We start from the raw sequence: 15,062 nt of genomic DNA, 5'->3' as shown, positions 1-15,062 counted from the left end.
TGTCACATGCCCGCCCGGTGGGCCTCGCTGAGCTGGATGATCTGGACGTAGTTGCCGTCCGGGTCGATCGCGGTGGCGAACAGGCTGCCGTCGCGGTCCTCGAGCTCGGCCAGCCACGTCACGCCCGCGCTCTCCATGCGCGCGGCGACCGCGCGGGCGTCGGCCACGTCGAAGTTCAGGATCACCCTGCCGGGCTCGGGATTCTTGTCCGACACGTCCGTCCGCGTGTCGATGAACAGGTAGCACTCGCCGAACTTGAGCACCCCGTAGCCGCCGACGTCGGAGTTGTCCTCCGGGTCGAGGGCGTCGGCGTACCAGGTGCGCAGACGCTCGGGGTTCGTGCTGGCGAGCAGCAGGCTGCCGAGAACGGGTCGCCTCATCGCGAGCTCCTCCGATGGTGTTGACGTGCTTTCCATCAGACAGACCGGACGGGGCGGGAGAACTCATCGCTGTGAACGCAAAAAACTTCCGCGCGGCACGCCCAGCCGGGCGTGCCGCGCGGAGTTCGGCGCCGCGGGTCAGCCTGTGCGGAGGGTGAGCCCGTAGACGCTCAGGATCTCGTTGACGGGCTGGTGGTACGTGGTCCCGCCGACGGAGCAGTTGCCCGAGCCGCCCGAGGTGACGCCCTGGGCCTGGCTGCCCGAGATGAACGAGCCGCCCGAGTCGCCCGGCTCGGCGCAGGCGCTGGTGCGGGTCAGGCCGGTGACGGTGCCCTGCGAGTACCTGACCGTGGCGTTGTGCTGCTGGATGGTGCCGCAGCGCCAGCCGGTGGTCGAACCGGAGCGGCAGATGGACGCACCGACCGCGGCCTGGGTGGAGCCGCGGACGATCACGTTCGCGCCGCCGGAGCCGCGTACCCAGGGCTGCGGGGTGTTGCCGGGAGCGGCGACCCACGCGTAGTCGTTACCAGGGAAGGACGCGCCCTGGAAGGTGCCCGTCGGGTTGGTGGTGTTGGTGGCCACGCGGCAGTGCCCGGCGGTGACGAAACCGGGGGTGCTGCCCCTGGTGACGGAGAAGCCGACGCTGCAGCGGCTGGAGCCGATGTAGAACGGGGCTCCGCCGATGATGTCGATCAGCGGCACGGGCCGCTCGGCGGTCGCCGCCACGCTGACCGCGCTCCTGTCCACGCCCGCGGCCTTGGCCAGGGCCTCGGCGGCCGCTACCGTGGGCGCCTGGATGGAGACGCTGTTGGTCTTGACGTCCACGAACCACAGCGCGGCCCCGGCCTGGGCCCGCTTCGGCGCCCGGTCGAGCTGCTGCATGATCGCGTCGAGCTGGGTGAGCGAGCGCGCGACCACGACCGGCTCGGCGCCCTGGGCCTGGATGGTGGCGGTGGCGTTCGGGTCGGTGGTGGCGACCAGGAGCTTGGAGGCGTCGTCGTTCAGCCAGGCGCCGCCGTACGACGCGCCGAGCTGGGAGGTGAGCGTGGCCTGCGTGGCCGCGGCGCGTTCCTCGTTGGCCAGCCGGGTGGTGACCTGCTGCTCGGACAGGCCGAGGTCGCGCTCCAGCGCGTCGACCACGGACGGGGGGAGGGATGGGGAGGCGGATTGAGGCGCCGGGTCAGCTGCTGCGGGGCTGAGGGGGGCGGCCAGGCAGGCGGCGAGGATGACGCCGCCCACCAACGCACAGCGTTTACTCAACATGTGCACTCCTCGGGTGGGGGTGCTGTCAAGCTAACGGCTGCTAAGGCGCCTGCCAGCATGCCAAAGAGCCTCTATTTCGGTGTTATGGGGGCTTTTCGGACACAGGTGGCATAGCCCGATTTATCGCCTTAAAGCGTGACGGGTCGGCATGGCACCGTTACCGCCCGTCACTGAATGCCGGATCGCTAGGCGGACTCCGCCTCCGGCAACGGGATCCACTTGTGCGCCCACGTCACCAGCTCGTCCAGCACCGGCCGCAGCTCCTGCCCCATCTCGGTCAGGTGGTATTCGACGCGCACCGGCGACGTGGGCAGCACGCGGCGCTCGATGAGCCCGGCGCTCTCCAGCTCGCGCAGCCGCCGGGCCAGCATCGTGTCGTTGATGCCGGGGATGGCCGCCTTGAGGTCGGCGTACCGGTGGGCGCCCTTGAAGATCATGTGGATCACCGCGCCCGACCAGCGGGCGCCGATCAGCTCTAAGGCGACGTGGAAGCGCACGCATACCGAATCGAGACTCATGCCACAAATCCTACCAACGCTTGCTCAGAAATATGTAGCAGCTCAATAATGTTGAGTAGCTACACCCGCCTGAGTGAAGGAGCATGTCATGGGCAAGCCGGTCCTGCAGATCGTCGTCGCCAGCACCCGCCCCGGTCGCGCCGGGCGCGCCATCGCCGAGTGGTTCCAGGGCAAGGCCGTGGCGTCGGGGCTGTTCGAGGTCGAGCTGATCGACCTGGCGGAGGTCGCGCTGCCGTTCCTGGACGAGCCCAACCACCCCCGGCTCAAGCAGTACGTGAACGCGCACACCAAGGAGTGGAGCGCCACCGTCGAGCGGGGCGACGCGTACGTGTTCGTGACCCCCGAGTACAACCACAGCTTCAACGCCGTGCTGAAGAACGCCCTCGACTACCTGCACCACGAGTGGCAGCACAAGGCGGCCGGGTTCGTCAGCTACGGCGGCGTCTCCGGCGGCACCCGCGCCGTCAACAGCCTGCGCCAGGTCACCAGCACGCTGAAGATGATCCCGGTGGTGGAGGCGGTGAACATCCCGTTCTACACGCAGTTCGTCGGCGAGGACGGCAAGGTGCGCGCCAACGACGTCATGGACTCCGCCGCCGACGCCATGCTCGCCGAGCTGGCCAAGCTGACCGGCGCGTTGCGTCCGATGCGCGCCGCCTGAGCTACGCTGCCGGACGTGGCACTGGCTGTATGTGTGGTGGTCCGTTACCGCAAGGCGGTGACGTACGGCGTGCACGCGCTGCTCGCCGCGCTGGAGACCGCCGGGGTGGAGCACGAGCTGAGGCTGGGCACCACCCCTGAGGAGACCGCGGAGCACATCACCGCCAGCCAGGCCGACCGCGTGCTCGTGCTCTGGTCGTTCTACTCGCCCGACGCCGAGGCCATGGCCGCCGAGCTGGCCACGGTCAGGTCGCTGAGCGGCGGCCGCGGGCTGCACATCGCGGGCGGCGTGCACGCCACGGCCGAGCCGCAGCAGGTCATCGACGCCGGCTGGGACCTGGCGGGGATCGGCGAGGGCGAGACCACGATCATCTCGCTCGTCCGGGCGCTCCAGCAGGACGAGCCGCTCACCTCGGTGCCGGGGCTGGCGATCAAGGACGCCGACGGCGTCGCCCTGCGCACGAGGCCGGCGCCGCAGCTGCCGCTCGACGCGTACCCCTCCTTCGTGGGCCGGAACGGGCCGATCGAGATCACCCGCGGCTGCCGCTACACCTGCCAGTAGTTCACCCGACTACCCCTATTTAGAGGTCACTCCCCTTCGTCGTCCTCGCGGGTGTAGCTGTCGAGGCAGTCGCGGACCACGTCAGAGACGTTGCGGCCCTCCCTGTTGGCCTTCTTCTCAGCCTTGTCCCATAGCTCTTTCGGGACGCGGACTCCATGACTCGGAGTCTGACCGGTGGCCGGGCGGCCACGTTTCCGCTTCTCTGTCACGGACCGAATCGTAGCGAGCCCTTGACCGGCACAATCAGGCTTGATTTTATGTGGCACATAAATACATAACTCCACAAAAGGGCGGCCCCGAACCGGTGACTCCACCACTGGCCGGGGCCTGATCCTGACCTACTGAGGAGGTCGGACTATGGGCCACCGTACCGCTCATCTCACCACCGCCGCCGAGGCCGTTGCCGATGCGTTGGCGGCGCTGGCTCGACGCGACGGCCAGCAGGGCACCGCCGAGGCGCTCCGCGCCGGGCACGCCGCCGTCAAGGCGATCGACGAAGCGCTGCGCGCACTCCACGAGGCCCGCAGCGCGCTCGTGGGCGAGCTGGTCGCCGAGCAGAACAGGCTGATCTGATGACCGCCGAGGCCATCGGGCACCCGGCCGAACCGGTCATGCTCAGCCGCGCCGACGCGCGCAGCCTCGCCGATGTCGTGCGCAGGCTGGTTGCCGCGTCGTCCGGCATCATGGGCGGCGGGCGGCAGCTCGGCGCCGAGGAGTACGCCGCGCTGAGGCGCTGCAACGCGCAGCTCGTGACGCTCATCTACAACTTCGATGGCGGCGAGGTGATCGACCTCGACCGCGAGCGCGCCCGCAGGCGCTGACTGGAAACCACTTTCCAGTTCCGACGCCCCGTCACCCCTCGCCGGGTGGCGGGGCGTCGTCGTTCGCGGCGCCCTCCGCGACGACCCATTGACCGGCCGCTATTCGCCGTTCACTATCGGGGTGGTCCAGGAAATTCTCGAATATGGGGAGGGCTCCGAGCATGAAGCTAAGGTTCCTCGGCACCACGTCGGACGACGGTCAGTGCCCCACCTTGTACGAGACCGACCGCGGAACCTACGTGGTCCAGGGCGACCGGGTGACCGACCCCGAAGCGCTCGCCGAGCTGCGCGACGTCCTACCGGGCGAGACGTTCGTGGAGATCCCCAAAGCGCTGCTGCGCTTCGCGCAGGAGTCCTGAGTGGCTCTGCTCACCCCGGCCGAGTTCGGCGCGTTGTGGGACGCGTTCCAGCACACCGCTTTCAAGTTCGAGGTGCGCGACCGGTACGACGTCCCGTCCGAACAGGAGTCTCTCCGAAGGTTCCTCGCGGGGCAGCCTGACCCGGAACGAGCCGCCAGGCCCTGGTTGGCCAAGATGAAAGCGGCCACCGGGGAGGGCAAGCGGGTCGAGCGGGTCCGCGTCGTCACCGAACCGCACAGCGACTATGTGCGGTGGCTGCTGGCCGGCGCTCCGCTGAATGCGGCTGCGGGCGAGGACGTCCGATACCTGCCGCGCACGCACGCTGCGACGTTGGAATTGCCAGATCACGACTTCGCGATCTTCGATTCCGCGCGGCTCGTCCTGCTCAACTTCGACGATCAGGATCGGCCTCTTCAGCATGAGCTGGTGACCGATCCCGACATGGTGCTGCGTCACTGCCAGTGGCGGGATGCGGCCTGGCACCACGCGATGCCGTACGACCAGTACGCGGGAAGGTAGAACTGCTTCCCGTGACCCGAGTACAAGAGGCCCGCGAGGGCCTCGGCCGAGAGCTCCGCGAGGCCCGCAAGGGTTCCGGGTACACCGGAACAGCCCTCGCGGAGCTGCTCGGGTGGCCTCAATCCAAGGTCAGCAAGATCGAGACAGGGCGGCAGACACCGACCCGGGAAGACATTCTCGCTTGGACGCAGGCCACTGGCCGCGCGGGCGAGGCTGAGCGGCTGCTGGCCCGGCTGGATGTCCTGGAGACCATGTATGCCGAGTGGCGGAGGCAACTCGGCGCGGGCACGTCGGCCCGCCAGCGGCAGAGCATCTCTCTCGAGGCCGCGGCCAAGCATATTCGCGCGTTCGAGACAACGGTGATCCCCGGCCTCCTGCAGACCCCCGACTACGCGCGCCACCGCCTCGCCCAGTCCATCGAGCGTCACGGGCTCCCGAACGATGTAGACGAGGGCGTGCGCGTCCGCATGCAGCGACAGGAGGTCCTGTACCGGCCGGGGAAGCGTCTGCACTTCGTGCTGACCGAGGCCGCGTTACGGTACCGGCTGTGCCCCGTCGAGGTGATGGCCGGGCAACTCGACCGGCTCGTGTCCCTGTGCGCCATGAGGACCGTCCACGTCGGCGTCATCGGGTTCGACGCCGAGCTGACCGAGTCCCCCAAGCACGGATTTTGGATCTTCGACGATAAGCGCGTCCTGGTCGAGACGATCGGCGCCGAGCTGACGCTGACCCAACCCCAGGAAATCGCGCTGTACGGACGCGTCTTCGACAAGCTCGCGGCCACTGCCAGCTACGGCGCCGCGGCCCGGAAACTGATCACATGCGCACTGGACGATCTCACCCGCTGATTCTCGCGTTTTCGCTGCTCAGCCCTCAACACCAGCGATATCGAATATTCGAGAATAATCATTGTCGCGCGCAAATCACCGCCCTACCGTCCTAGCCATGGGCACCTCCCGGTCCGTATCCCCCACACCACCGCCCGCCACCTGCCCGGCCTGGTGCGCCGGGGACCATGACGGCGAGGCGAGGCATCTCGCCGAGCTGCTCGACGTGACGGTGACGGCGGACGGCACCGCCGCGCACACGCCGCGCCTCTACCTCGACCTCAGACAGGGCCCGGACGACGCTCGCCCGCTGATCCACATGGAAGTTGACGAGCAGCCGGTCGCGCGCCTCCTCCCAGGCGAGGCTGTCGAGCTGGCGCGCGCGCTGTTGGAGCTGGCCCGATTGGCGGGCGAGCTATGAGGGAACCCCTAGACCGGCACGACGGCGAGTCCGCTCCCAGGCGTCCCGCCGTCGTGCCGCCCTTCAAGCGCCTGCGGTGGGTCTGGGTCCCTTCCGGCAAGTTGCCGGAAGATTCGGGCGACGTGCCGTTCGTGGCGGGAGACTGGCCGTGAGGCGCGTCCCCTACGTCACCGCCTACGACGGGGAAGATGTCACCTACCAGCTGGCGCTCGCCCGATCGGCGGAGGCGACGGATGGTATCCGGCTCTCCTATGCCGACCCGGTTGAGACGGACTGGATGTTCGGAGTGCTGTGGCATCGGCACGGCCTCTCCCGCGCGGGCAATCCCCAGTGGAAGCTGGTCAACACGATCCGCCAGCGCCGGTGCATGTGGCACTGCCTGTGTCAGGTGTGCGGGCAGTCGGCCAAAGACGAGAACGGCCGGATCTGGTGGGTGATGGCGGACGACCCGATCCGCACTCCTGCGGGCGAGCTGTCCACCAACGCGCCACCGACGTGCCGGGCCTGCATCCCCGAGGCTCGCATGCTGTGCCCCATTCTGCGGAAGCACTCGCGTGTCTACACCGCCCGAGACGTCGAACCATACGCCGTGGCAGGAGAGGTGTACCAGCGGGCCGGAAACCGCCTCGTGGCCGTGGGACAGGCGACGGAGATACCGCTGGACGCGTTCGCCCGGCTCGACTACACGCTGGCCAAACAACTCCTGGTCACTCTCGACGACCTGAGGCTCGCAGCCGAGCCACAGACCGCCCCCGCCCGAGGGACTGGAGGGGTTCCCCGAGTGGGGGTGTAGACGGCCGTCCTCGGATCACGCTCGCGCCGCCGAACGCGCCTGGCGCCGCTGCGAGCCGGGCCCCTCCGAGGACGGCCCCCTTTCTCACTTCGCCCGCCACCCGGTCCCCGAGCGGCGCTCGAACTCCTGGATCGCGCGCACGGTCGTCGCTCCGATGTTGGCCATGTCGGCGTTCGGCGGCACCTGCACCGTGATGCTGTAGTTGTTCATCGGACGGAGCATGCTGCCCAGGTTCGCCGAGACAGGCGAGCGGCTCACGGGCATCGTGCGGTAGTACCGGCCGCCGAACCGCTCCGCGACCTCGCCGAGAATCTCCTCCGAACGCTGCCGCTTCGAGGTCGCGAGCGGGATGTAAGCCTCCCCCTGCGTCTCCGGCTCCGCCCACACGCGGATCGTGTTCGCCGACGCGATCTGTGCGACGTGGTGCTCGCCGCCGGCCGCGAACCGGGCGATGCCGCCGTCCGCGAAGCCGGTCAGGATGCCGCCATTGGCCTGCTGGGAGATCCGCGCCGCGAACTCTTGTGCCTCGGTTCGGATGGTGACCACCCGGTCACCCATGATTCCCCGGTCTATCTCCAGGCCGATCCGCCTCGCCGCCTCGAACACGCTCAGCCGGCCATTGTCCATGGCCCGTCGGACCTGGTCGGCGACCGCCTCGCCGTGGCGGTACCCGATCAGGCGCAACACGTCCTCGGCCTCGTTCAGGTTCTTGGCGAACTCGTCGCCGGCCGACTTGCCCGACCGGCCGTACAAGCCGATCAGCTTGGCCAGCTCCGCGTCCGACATCTGCGCCGCGGTGGCGACGACGCCGGCCGCGCCCGGCCCCAATTTGGCCAGTTCGTCGAGCATCTCCGGGGGCACTCGGCCGGCCAGGTGGACCAAGTTGGCCCGCCATTGTTCCTGATCGCGGACTTGCCTCTCGAGCTCGGTGAGCAGCTCGGCGCTGGTCAGCTTGGCGTCACCGCGCAGCTTGGCCCACGACTCCAGCACGCTGTCATTGGCGGAGCGGGTGTCGCGAGCGGCTTCCTGCCGGGTATCGCGGACGGCCCGCTCAGCGTCGGCGATCTCCCGGGAGGCGTCCCGAACCGCCTTGGCGGCTTCCGCCTGCGCCTCCGCGACCGTGCGAGCGGAGTCCTTGGCCACCTGGGCGGCGTCCTGCTGGGCGCGAGCGACCTCCTTCTGAGCCTCCTGCACGGCTTTCGCTGACTCGACCCGCGTCTGGTCCAGCTCGGCCTCGGCGTCCGCCAGGCCCCGAGCAGCGTCCTCCCTCTGCCGGGCCGCCTCGGCGTACGCGGACGCCAGGGCCTGCTCGGCATCAGCCACCGTGCGGGCGGACTCCTCCCGCTGCCGGGCCGCGGCATCCGCGGCTTCGGCCTCGGCGCGACGGGCATCCTCGATCCGGCCGATCGCATCCACGACCTCGGTCGAGCCGTCGATCCCCCGACGTTGCGCGTCGGCCAGGTCGTCGCGCAGCTCGGCGTTGCGCCGGCGGACCTCCTCCAGCCGCTGGAGCGCTTGCCTGTAGGCCAGGTCCGCCTCGCGCCGGTCCAGCTCGGTCGCGTTCGGATCGGCGTTGATCTCGTCGAGGCGCTGCCGGGCTCGGTCGATCGCGAGTTGCGCGCCCTCTTCGTCGAGGGCAGCGCCGGACTCAGCGGCGATCAGGTCCTCGATGCGCTCTTGCGCCCGCTCCCGCGCGGCAGTGAGGTCCTCGACCGCCTCCTGCGTGCGCCGGTGGGCGTCGGCCACGCGCCGCTCGGCGTCCACCTGCCGTGCCGCGGCGTCCGCCTGGGCGTCGGCCAACCTCTGTGCGGCGTCCTCAATCCGGCGGCCGGACTCCTCGGCGACCCTCGCCATCTGCTCACGGGCGTCGTCGACGCGCCGCTGAGCGTCCTCGACCCGGCGGGCCCCTTCCTCCTCCGCCGCGGTCACGGCGGCCTCGGCGTCCCGCACCCGCTCCTGGGCGGCCTCCACCGCCTCGGCGGCCTGCCGGTGCGCGTCCGCAACCCGCTGCTTGGCAGCCTTCACGCGCTCCGCGGCTTGCTCCTGAGTGTCGGCGAGCTCGCGTTCCGCCCGTGCGATCCGCTCGGCGCCCTGCTTCTGTACCTCAGCCGCGCGCGCTTGCGCGGCCGCCAGGCTCTCTTGTCCGGACGCCCGGGAGCGGGCGGAGGACAGCAGGTCGCCCAGCTTGGAGAACTCGGCGTACGCGGACGCCCAAGCCGCGCGCATCTCCTGTGACGCTTCGTCGGCGGACGTGCCGATCACCTTGAGGTCATCGGCCGCCTCGCGGGTGGCCAGGCCCATGTTGAGGCTCGTGCGCCCGGCCTCGTCCGCCTGGCCCACGAAGAGCCCCAGGGCGCCGGCGGCCGGGTTGGTCACGGCGATCAGCCCCTTGATCGCCGCCGCGTTTTCTTGCGACCACCTCACGAATTTCGCGAGGGATGCGGTGGCGTTGGCCGCCCACTCGGTCACCTTGGCGAGGTTGGTCACGAAATCGGCCAGGAGCTGCGGGTCCTCTTCGACGGCCTGGGTGATCGCATTGATCGCCGCAGCAAAATGTCGGAGGATCTCCGGCATCTGGGGACCGAGCTTGGACAGCACAGCGGAGAACGCGCGCTCGACTCCGTCGAGGGTCGGCGTGAGCTCCTCCAGGCTGGCGCCCGCATCGTCGACGAAGCCCTCGAATTCGGGGGCGAGCTCGGCGAGGTTGCGGCGGACCACCGGCGACAGCTTGATCAGCTCACGCTCGGCAACTTGAACGATCTTGGTCCAGACCGATTCGAAGGGTTGACCCATCAGGGCGGCCTCGCGCTTGGCCGCCTCCTTCAGGTGTCCGATCGCGTCCTGTGCGGCATCCGAGCCGTGCGCCGCGGCCAGGCCCAGGGCGGCCAGGGCCCCGCCCAGACCGACCGTGACCGCGTTGGCCGCAACGGCGGCAATGCCAGGCAGCGCACCGATCCCGGCCGCCACCGCCGCCCCGGTGAGTGGGGCAGACGAGCGGACTGTGGCGAGTGCCGATCCGATCAAGCCGATCGCCGCGGACGCCGCGCTGGCCCCGTCCACGTCGACCTTGACGTTGACGCGGCGGTCGAGGTCGCGGGCCTCCCGCTCGACCCGGTCCAGATCGCGGATGGCGCGCTCGACGTTGGCGCCGACGAACACCTCGGGGTTCATCGCCGCCAGCTCGGTCAGCTGACGGCGGATCGCCTCCGCCTCGTTCGCCGCCTCCCGGGCATCGACGTCGATCCCGATGCGCATGTCTGACAGCGCCCGAAGACGCGTCGAGAGGGCCGCGACTTCCCGCTCAGCGTCCCCGGTGTCCGCCGTGATCTCGATCGCCGGAAGCCGCCGGGTGGCGTTCTCCAGCAATCGGCGGGTGCGGATAGACGTGCGGCCGATGTCGTCGAGCTGCTCGCTGAACCGGCCGGCCTGGGCGCCGCTCTGCGCGAGCGCCTCACGCTGCTGCCGGGCCTGCCGCTCCAGCCGCCCCAACTCGCTTGCGAACGCCTTGGTACTCGTGTTGCCGTGCTGGAAGCCGCTGTCATCCCACTTCGACTTCAGCGCGATGATCAGGTCACGCGACGCCATCGGTAACCTTCCTGGCCCGGCTCTTGCGGGCAGGCTTGGCGGTCACCTGCTGCCCGGCGGGCCCCGGATGGCCCAACCGGGTCAGCTCGGCGTCGACGGCGGCCACGCGGTCAGCCAGGCCGCGGCGGACGTACCCCTCGCGCTCCCGGAAAAGAGCTTGGGCGTGCACCGCCTCGGGGTCCGGCGCGGGCTCCCGTTCCGCGCCGGCCCCACTCCTGTGTATGGCCTGCTCGTCCCAGCTCGGCGTCCCCGTGACGGGGTCGAGGTGAGTGACGTCCCACTCGGCCTGGCTCATGGGGGCCGCCTTAGAACGTCGGCGCGATCAGCCCGGTACCGCTGATCACGCTGATGGACTTCGGGTATCGGGCACTGTGCAGGGCGACGTACTCGTACACCCTGAGCAGGACGCTCATCTGTGCAGCGAGCGGCTCGCGGAACGCCTCGGCACGGGGCAGGCTCTCATAAAGGATCACGTCGTTCGCGCGAGCGACGATGACCCGGTCCTCATTGGTGCCCGCGCCCAAATTGACCGGAATGTTCGGATCGACAAAAACGGGCAAACCGTGCATGCTGCCCACGAAGCCCTCCGCCGCCACGGTGCCCACCGCCGCGATCACGTTCTGCGGAGCGTTTGCCGCCGGGACCGCAAGCGGCCGGGACTGCGTGTCCACCGCCGCCATGATCCACGCCCACCGGCGCGGGTGCATGAAGATGTGGTCCGCGGCCATGAAGCGTCCGGTGTGGATCTGCTGGATCGCGTCGGCCAGCTTGGGATACAGCTCGCCGACCGTTGGCGAGGCGTCCGTGTACGAGATCGCGTTGAGGCCGCTCACGTTGAGCAGTCCTCGCTTGTTCGCCGCGTTGTTGTTGATCACGAACGTGTCCACCTTGACCGCCAGATCGGCGAGCAGGTCGGCGAGCAGTACGTCATCGATGTTGACCGGGCTCTGCTCGATGAGCTGCAGGGAGACGACCTGCTGACCGGCGAGCGTCGCCACGTTCGCGGCCACGCTGTCGGTCGTGGCGTCAGTGTTCGACACGGCGGTGTTCTGCGTGGCCTGCTCGGCGGTGCTCGTGCCGGTCGCCACCCTCGGCAGGTTGATCACGTCGGTGCCTGCCGGGAGGGTCTGGCCGCGCATCCGGTTGGCGACCACGCGGCCGGCGCGCGCCAGGTGCACCCACTCGGAGACCAGCCACGCGGGCGGCACGAACTCGCCGCCGGCGCCGTCCGTCGTGGACAGGGCGCGGGTCAGGCCGGCGACCTCGCGGTTGTTGCTGCGGAGCCGGTCGGCGGCGTCGCGGTCGTGGTGCATGCCTGCGGCGACCAGGTCGCGCACCCACGACACGCCAGGGTCGCCGCGGCGATAGACCGCCTCGTTGCGGGTAACGCTCAGCGAGGCGTACTGCCGATCGCCGAACTGCTGCGTCCCGTAGTCGACCGGGCGGTTGCCGTCGCCGTGCTCGAAGCCGGCCCGGCCGCTGCGCACGGTGTGGATCAGGTGATCCATCCGGTTGGCGCGGTCCTGGCTGGTGGCGATGTCGGTCGTGCGCCCCTCGATGCGGGTGAGCAGCTCGGCGTGCTCGGTGCGCTCCGCCTCGGTGAGGTCGCGGCCCTCGGCTTCGGCGGTGTTCAGGATGTGCCGTGCTTGCGCGAGCAGGTCGTCACGGTCTCGCGTGAGGTCGGCCGCCTGGCGGTGGTAGTCCTGTGCGCGGAAGTTCTGTGCGGGCGGGATGTGCGGCTGAGTCATCGCCGCTCCTCCTTCAGGTTCAGGGTGGCCTCGATGAGCGCGAGTCGCGCGCGGGCCAGGTTCAGGTGGGGCCTGGCGTCCTGGGAGCGGACGCCGGTGATCGTGGCGCTCTCGTAGGCGGCGAACGGAACGACGCTGATCTCGTTCAGCCGGACCTCGGTGCGGATGACCGTGCCGTCCGCGCCGCGCTCGTCGCGGATGGCGTTGAAGCCGATCGAGAGGCCGTCCAGCGCGCCATCGCGGATCAGCTCCAGCGCCTCGTCGCCGGCCGTCGTCTGGCTGATGCGCAGCTCGGCGTACAGCCCGGCGGGGTCCTCGCGGAGAAGGGTCGCGCGTCCAATGGGCATGGTGTTGCGGTTGTGCTGGGCGAGCACCTTCACGCGGTTGCCGCGCTCGGCGATCGTCCTGGTGAACGCGCCGCGCCGGAACTCTTCGCGGTACATCCCGTAGCCGTCGTTGACGTCCGCTTGGACGCCGAACGGCACGGCGACGCCGGTCACGGTGCGGCCATCGCGCCCGAGCGACAGATCGCCGTTCGGGAAGGCTCGAATCAGGGTCATGGGCAGCCACCACAGATCGCAAGGTCGAGTGATCGACGGCGGCGAGTGGTGGCGCAGGTGCGCTCCGGCAAGCGTCCGGACGTCGGCGGCGAGGGTGCCGGGCTGGTGGCAGGGGCGCTGCCGGTGGCCGGGCGGCCCGTGGCCGCGTCGTGCGTCACTACCAGCATAGACGGAAAGATCACGCGTTGTGCTCCATCTCCAGCACGACACTCGTCAGCCGTACCGACTCGCAGAACGCCAGCCATAGCGGCGCCGTGGGCGAGCCGGACGCCACGCGTACGGCGGCCTCCATGTCGAACTCCCGCACGATGCCGAACGTCTCGGTGCGTTCCGGGTTCGCCCACAGGGATTCGACGAAGTAGCCCAGCTCGCGCACAAACACCGGGCCCAGCTCCGGCGGCAGGCCCCTCAGCGCCTCCATCACGAGAGAGTCGGTGGCGCTCACGCGACGCCTCCGCTCTCGCCGCGGTCGTCGAGCTGCTCCGCCCGGCGACGCACATGGGCCGGCCACCGCGAGCGGTCGCGGCCATACCGTGTCCCGAGGTGCCGCAACTCCAGCGCGCGGGGGTCGAGATCCGCGACACCCTCGCCGTTGGCCAACGCCTGCTCCGCCTCCTCGTTGCTGATGCGCTGGAACGCCTCGGGCGCCCTCTGGCCGAAGTGCTGAAAGGCCCAGTGGCTCTCTGGGATGACGGTGCCGTTCTGGGCGAAGAGATGGAGCTCGTCGTCGTGGCGGTGAAAGGACCGCTGTCCGACGACGCGCACATATCCGCGTGGCCGGGTCAGTTCCCGAGGGTCATCCGGCACCGCCGGGATCAGCTCCGGCTCGGGCAACGGCCCGTCTCCGGTGAGCACCGTCCGCTCGATGGCGGCCAGCGTCTTGCCGCCCCACGTGAGCACCAGCACGCCCTCACTCTCGGCGTGCACCCTGACCCCGTGCTCGCCGGTGCGCTGGCAGTAGGCGACCCGCTCGGCGCGGTCAGCCGCGTCGAGGCCCTCCACGCTCCGGCGGATGATCTCGCCGAGCCTCGCCAACATCCTGTTCCCGTCCATGATCACCATTCCCTCGAATGCTGGCCCCGGGCAGAGCACCGGGCGCCGTGGATCTCGCACGGCACCCCGGCCTCGGTGATGGGCGTCGCGTCGGCCGCGCCACCGCCGGCCTCGCGCCGCTTGCGGAGACCCACCTCCGCCGCCTCCGCCCGCGACTTGATCAAGTTGCAGCGGCGGCACAACGCCTGCAAGTTCTCCGGCGTCGAGAGGCCACCGCGGTGGCGCGGGATGCGGTGATCCACATGTGCCGAGCCGTCACCCGCGCGAATCGGCGCCTGACAGTTGCGGCAGCGCCAGCCGTCCCGCTCAAGGATCTGGAGACGCAGTTCCTTCCACGCCATGCTGCCGATGCGGTCGGCGCCGTACTTCCGGGCCATATCACCCTCCGTGACATTTCAAGATCGAATGCCGGTTACGATCCGGTGCTGTTGATCTTGATGATTACTCTCCGTGCCCCCCGTAGCGGGGAGAGAAAAAAAGTTCCAGGCGGCCGGGTGGGGAACGGTTTCAAGATCCACGCGCCGACCCGGCCCCCCGGGGCCCTGACCTGCGAAAACGTCACTCGATTGACGATTACTGTTTGTCACGTTTGTTGATCTCCATTGGGATTCGTCACTCAACGTGTTCGTCATCGTGATTACTCAATGTGTTCGTGGTCGTGGTGGGTGGCAGGCAGGTGGGGTGCTGGCGGGGCACGGGCGGGGGCGGGGCGGGGGTGCCTGGCCCTGCCTCCTCCTCTCGTCCCGGTGCCCGGTCGTTGTCCGCCTCTGCTGCGTCCGCCTGCTCGGCTTCCCGCCGTGCCTCGATGGCGACGAGGGTGAGGATCGCGGCGAGGATCTCGGACGTGGTGCGGTGCGGCATCTCGGCGATCAGGTCGTACGCGACGCGGCGCCACTCGGGTGGCAGGGTGCTGATCACGTGGTTGATGCCGTTGGCCACGCGCTCGGGGTCGGGTCCGTCGCTCACGTCGTTGTCCTTGCTGCCTGGTTGGGT

At 69.7% G+C, this 15,062-nt stretch carries 21 protein-coding genes; 9 read left to right on the top strand and 12 right to left on the bottom strand.

The genetic code is table 11. The features are described from left to right. Nucleotides 1–2: 2 nt before the first annotated feature. From HD596_RS14815 to HD596_RS14805, 3 genes are all read right to left on the bottom strand, one after another. Nucleotides 3–380 (bottom strand): VOC family protein, encoded by a 378-nt coding sequence (locus tag HD596_RS14815; protein ID WP_185069800.1) that lies wholly within the window; start codon nucleotides 378–380, stop codon nucleotides 3–5. Between the two features lie 138 nt (nucleotides 381–518). Continuing rightward, entirely contained in the window at nucleotides 519–1,643 is a 1,125-nt protein-coding gene (locus tag HD596_RS14810; protein WP_185069799.1) for a S1 family peptidase, read from the bottom strand. Between the two features lie 185 nt (nucleotides 1,644–1,828). Beyond that, nucleotides 1,829–2,161: a winged helix-turn-helix transcriptional regulator gene (locus tag HD596_RS14805; protein ID WP_185069798.1), complete on the bottom strand. Its 333-nt coding sequence runs from the start codon at nucleotides 2,159–2,161 to the stop codon at nucleotides 1,829–1,831. A gap of 88 nt (nucleotides 2,162–2,249) precedes the next feature. Between HD596_RS14805 and HD596_RS14800 the strand changes: the two genes are divergently transcribed. Next, nucleotides 2,250–2,822: an NADPH-dependent FMN reductase gene (locus tag HD596_RS14800; protein ID WP_185069797.1), complete on the top strand. Its 573-nt coding sequence runs from the start codon at nucleotides 2,250–2,252 to the stop codon at nucleotides 2,820–2,822. A 15-nt stretch (nucleotides 2,823–2,837) separates the two neighbouring features. After that, nucleotides 2,838–3,383 carry a radical SAM protein gene (locus HD596_RS14795; RefSeq protein ID WP_313044074.1) on the top strand — a complete coding sequence of 182 codons (546 nt, stop codon included), beginning with the start codon at nucleotides 2,838–2,840 and terminating at the stop codon, nucleotides 3,381–3,383. A 26-nt stretch (nucleotides 3,384–3,409) separates the two neighbouring features. Here the strand turns inward: HD596_RS14795 and HD596_RS14790 are convergent, their stop codons facing one another. After that, nucleotides 3,410–3,592 carry a hypothetical protein gene (locus tag HD596_RS14790; protein ID WP_185069796.1) on the bottom strand — a complete coding sequence of 61 codons (183 nt, stop codon included), beginning with the start codon at nucleotides 3,590–3,592 and terminating at the stop codon, nucleotides 3,410–3,412. 148 nt (nucleotides 3,593–3,740) lie between these two features. Between HD596_RS14790 and HD596_RS14785 the strand changes: the two genes are divergently transcribed. The 7 genes from HD596_RS14785 (at nucleotide 3,741) to HD596_RS14755 (ending at nucleotide 7,123) form a co-directional block, all read left to right on the top strand. After that, on the top strand, nucleotides 3,741–3,956 hold the full coding sequence (locus HD596_RS14785) for a hypothetical protein (RefSeq protein ID WP_185069795.1): 216 nt from the start codon (nucleotides 3,741–3,743) through the stop codon (nucleotides 3,954–3,956). Further along, the gene (locus HD596_RS14780; protein ID WP_185069794.1) at nucleotides 3,956–4,204 is read left to right on the top strand and encodes a hypothetical protein; all 249 of its coding nucleotides are present in this window, start codon (nucleotides 3,956–3,958) and stop codon (nucleotides 4,202–4,204) included. Before HD596_RS14785 ends, HD596_RS14780 begins: the two co-directional genes overlap by 1 nt. A 161-nt stretch (nucleotides 4,205–4,365) precedes the next feature. After that, the gene (locus tag HD596_RS14775; protein ID WP_185069793.1) at nucleotides 4,366–4,563 is read left to right on the top strand and encodes a hypothetical protein; all 198 of its coding nucleotides are present in this window, start codon (nucleotides 4,366–4,368) and stop codon (nucleotides 4,561–4,563) included. Next, nucleotides 4,564–5,082 carry a DUF6879 family protein gene (locus HD596_RS14770; protein WP_185069792.1) on the top strand — a complete coding sequence of 173 codons (519 nt, stop codon included), beginning with the start codon at nucleotides 4,564–4,566 and terminating at the stop codon, nucleotides 5,080–5,082. It abuts the gene before it with no gap. An 11-nt stretch (nucleotides 5,083–5,093) separates the two neighbouring features. Then, complete coding sequence (locus tag HD596_RS14765) at nucleotides 5,094–5,930, top strand: helix-turn-helix domain-containing protein (protein WP_185069791.1); 837 nt, start codon at nucleotides 5,094–5,096, stop codon at nucleotides 5,928–5,930. A gap of 97 nt (nucleotides 5,931–6,027) precedes the next feature. After that, nucleotides 6,028–6,330, top strand: coding sequence for a DUF6907 domain-containing protein (locus HD596_RS14760; RefSeq protein ID WP_185069790.1), 303 nt, complete (start codon nucleotides 6,028–6,030; stop codon nucleotides 6,328–6,330). Between the two features lie 148 nt (nucleotides 6,331–6,478). Beyond that, on the top strand, nucleotides 6,479–7,123 hold the full coding sequence (locus tag HD596_RS14755) for a hypothetical protein (RefSeq protein ID WP_185069789.1): 645 nt from the start codon (nucleotides 6,479–6,481) through the stop codon (nucleotides 7,121–7,123). 84 nt (nucleotides 7,124–7,207) lie between these two features. Here the strand turns inward: HD596_RS14755 and HD596_RS14750 are convergent, their stop codons facing one another. From HD596_RS14750 to HD596_RS14715, 8 genes are all read right to left on the bottom strand, one after another. After that, nucleotides 7,208–10,708 carry a hypothetical protein gene (locus HD596_RS14750; protein ID WP_185069788.1) on the bottom strand — a complete coding sequence of 1,167 codons (3,501 nt, stop codon included), beginning with the start codon at nucleotides 10,706–10,708 and terminating at the stop codon, nucleotides 7,208–7,210. Then, on the bottom strand, nucleotides 10,695–11,003 hold the full coding sequence (locus HD596_RS14745; RefSeq protein ID WP_185069787.1) for a hypothetical protein: 309 nt from the start codon (nucleotides 11,001–11,003) through the stop codon (nucleotides 10,695–10,697). Before HD596_RS14745 ends, HD596_RS14750 begins: the two co-directional genes overlap by 14 nt. A 10-nt stretch (nucleotides 11,004–11,013) precedes the next feature. Next, nucleotides 11,014–12,456 (bottom strand): phage major capsid protein, encoded by a 1,443-nt coding sequence (locus tag HD596_RS14740; protein ID WP_185069786.1) that lies wholly within the window; start codon nucleotides 12,454–12,456, stop codon nucleotides 11,014–11,016. Continuing rightward, nucleotides 12,453–13,016 carry an HK97 family phage prohead protease gene (locus HD596_RS14735; RefSeq protein ID WP_185069785.1) on the bottom strand — a complete coding sequence of 188 codons (564 nt, stop codon included), beginning with the start codon at nucleotides 13,014–13,016 and terminating at the stop codon, nucleotides 12,453–12,455. The genes HD596_RS14740 and HD596_RS14735 overlap by 4 nt, the downstream gene beginning before the upstream one ends. A gap of 178 nt (nucleotides 13,017–13,194) precedes the next feature. Beyond that, nucleotides 13,195–13,461 (bottom strand): hypothetical protein, encoded by a 267-nt coding sequence (locus tag HD596_RS14730; RefSeq protein WP_185069784.1) that lies wholly within the window; start codon nucleotides 13,459–13,461, stop codon nucleotides 13,195–13,197. Beyond that, nucleotides 13,458–14,069 carry a hypothetical protein gene (locus HD596_RS14725; RefSeq protein ID WP_185069783.1) on the bottom strand — a complete coding sequence of 204 codons (612 nt, stop codon included), beginning with the start codon at nucleotides 14,067–14,069 and terminating at the stop codon, nucleotides 13,458–13,460. Before HD596_RS14725 ends, HD596_RS14730 begins: the two co-directional genes overlap by 4 nt. A gap of 2 nt (nucleotides 14,070–14,071) precedes the next feature. Beyond that, the gene (locus HD596_RS14720; protein ID WP_185069782.1) at nucleotides 14,072–14,446 is read right to left on the bottom strand and encodes an HNH endonuclease; all 375 of its coding nucleotides are present in this window, start codon (nucleotides 14,444–14,446) and stop codon (nucleotides 14,072–14,074) included. A gap of 235 nt (nucleotides 14,447–14,681) precedes the next feature. Further along, nucleotides 14,682–15,035: a hypothetical protein gene (locus HD596_RS14715; protein ID WP_185069781.1), complete on the bottom strand. Its 354-nt coding sequence runs from the start codon at nucleotides 15,033–15,035 to the stop codon at nucleotides 14,682–14,684. Nucleotides 15,036–15,062: the final 27 nt, after the last annotated feature.

It is taken from the genome of Nonomuraea jabiensis (assembly GCF_014204795.1).
Lineage (GTDB): Bacteria > Actinomycetota > Actinomycetes > Streptosporangiales > Streptosporangiaceae > Nonomuraea > Nonomuraea jabiensis.
The sequence above is the reverse complement of the archived record's forward strand: the minus strand, read 5'-3'. Positions and strand labels throughout refer to the sequence as shown.

What these genes read in the sequence shown, in the direction of transcription:
- HD596_RS14735 (WP_185069785.1), bottom strand. Translation starts at nt 13,016, where the DNA reads ATGACCCTGATTCGAGCCTTCCCGAACGGCGATCTGTCGCTCGGGCGC.
- HD596_RS14725 (WP_185069783.1), bottom strand. Translation starts at nt 14,069, where the DNA reads ATGGACGGGAACAGGATGTTGGCGAGGCTCGGCGAGATCATCCGCCGG.
- HD596_RS14810 (WP_185069799.1), bottom strand. Translation starts at nt 1,643, where the DNA reads ATGTTGAGTAAACGCTGTGCGTTGGTGGGCGGCGTCATCCTCGCCGCC.
- HD596_RS14750 (WP_185069788.1), bottom strand. Translation starts at nt 10,708, where the DNA reads ATGGCGTCGCGTGACCTGATCATCGCGCTGAAGTCGAAGTGGGATGAC.
- HD596_RS14800 (WP_185069797.1), top strand. Translation starts at nt 2,250, where the DNA reads ATGGGCAAGCCGGTCCTGCAGATCGTCGTCGCCAGCACCCGCCCCGGT.
- HD596_RS14745 (WP_185069787.1), bottom strand. Translation starts at nt 11,003, where the DNA reads ATGAGCCAGGCCGAGTGGGACGTCACTCACCTCGACCCCGTCACGGGG.
- HD596_RS14760 (WP_185069790.1), top strand. Translation starts at nt 6,028, where the DNA reads ATGGGCACCTCCCGGTCCGTATCCCCCACACCACCGCCCGCCACCTGC.
- HD596_RS14780 (WP_185069794.1), top strand. Translation starts at nt 3,956, where the DNA reads ATGACCGCCGAGGCCATCGGGCACCCGGCCGAACCGGTCATGCTCAGC.
- HD596_RS14815 (WP_185069800.1), bottom strand. Translation starts at nt 380, where the DNA reads ATGAGGCGACCCGTTCTCGGCAGCCTGCTGCTCGCCAGCACGAACCCC.
- HD596_RS14805 (WP_185069798.1), bottom strand. Translation starts at nt 2,161, where the DNA reads ATGAGTCTCGATTCGGTATGCGTGCGCTTCCACGTCGCCTTAGAGCTG.
- HD596_RS14775 (WP_185069793.1), top strand. Translation starts at nt 4,366, where the DNA reads ATGAAGCTAAGGTTCCTCGGCACCACGTCGGACGACGGTCAGTGCCCC.
- HD596_RS14720 (WP_185069782.1), bottom strand. Translation starts at nt 14,446, where the DNA reads ATGGCCCGGAAGTACGGCGCCGACCGCATCGGCAGCATGGCGTGGAAG.
- HD596_RS14785 (WP_185069795.1), top strand. Translation starts at nt 3,741, where the DNA reads ATGGGCCACCGTACCGCTCATCTCACCACCGCCGCCGAGGCCGTTGCC.
- HD596_RS14740 (WP_185069786.1), bottom strand. Translation starts at nt 12,456, where the DNA reads ATGACTCAGCCGCACATCCCGCCCGCACAGAACTTCCGCGCACAGGAC.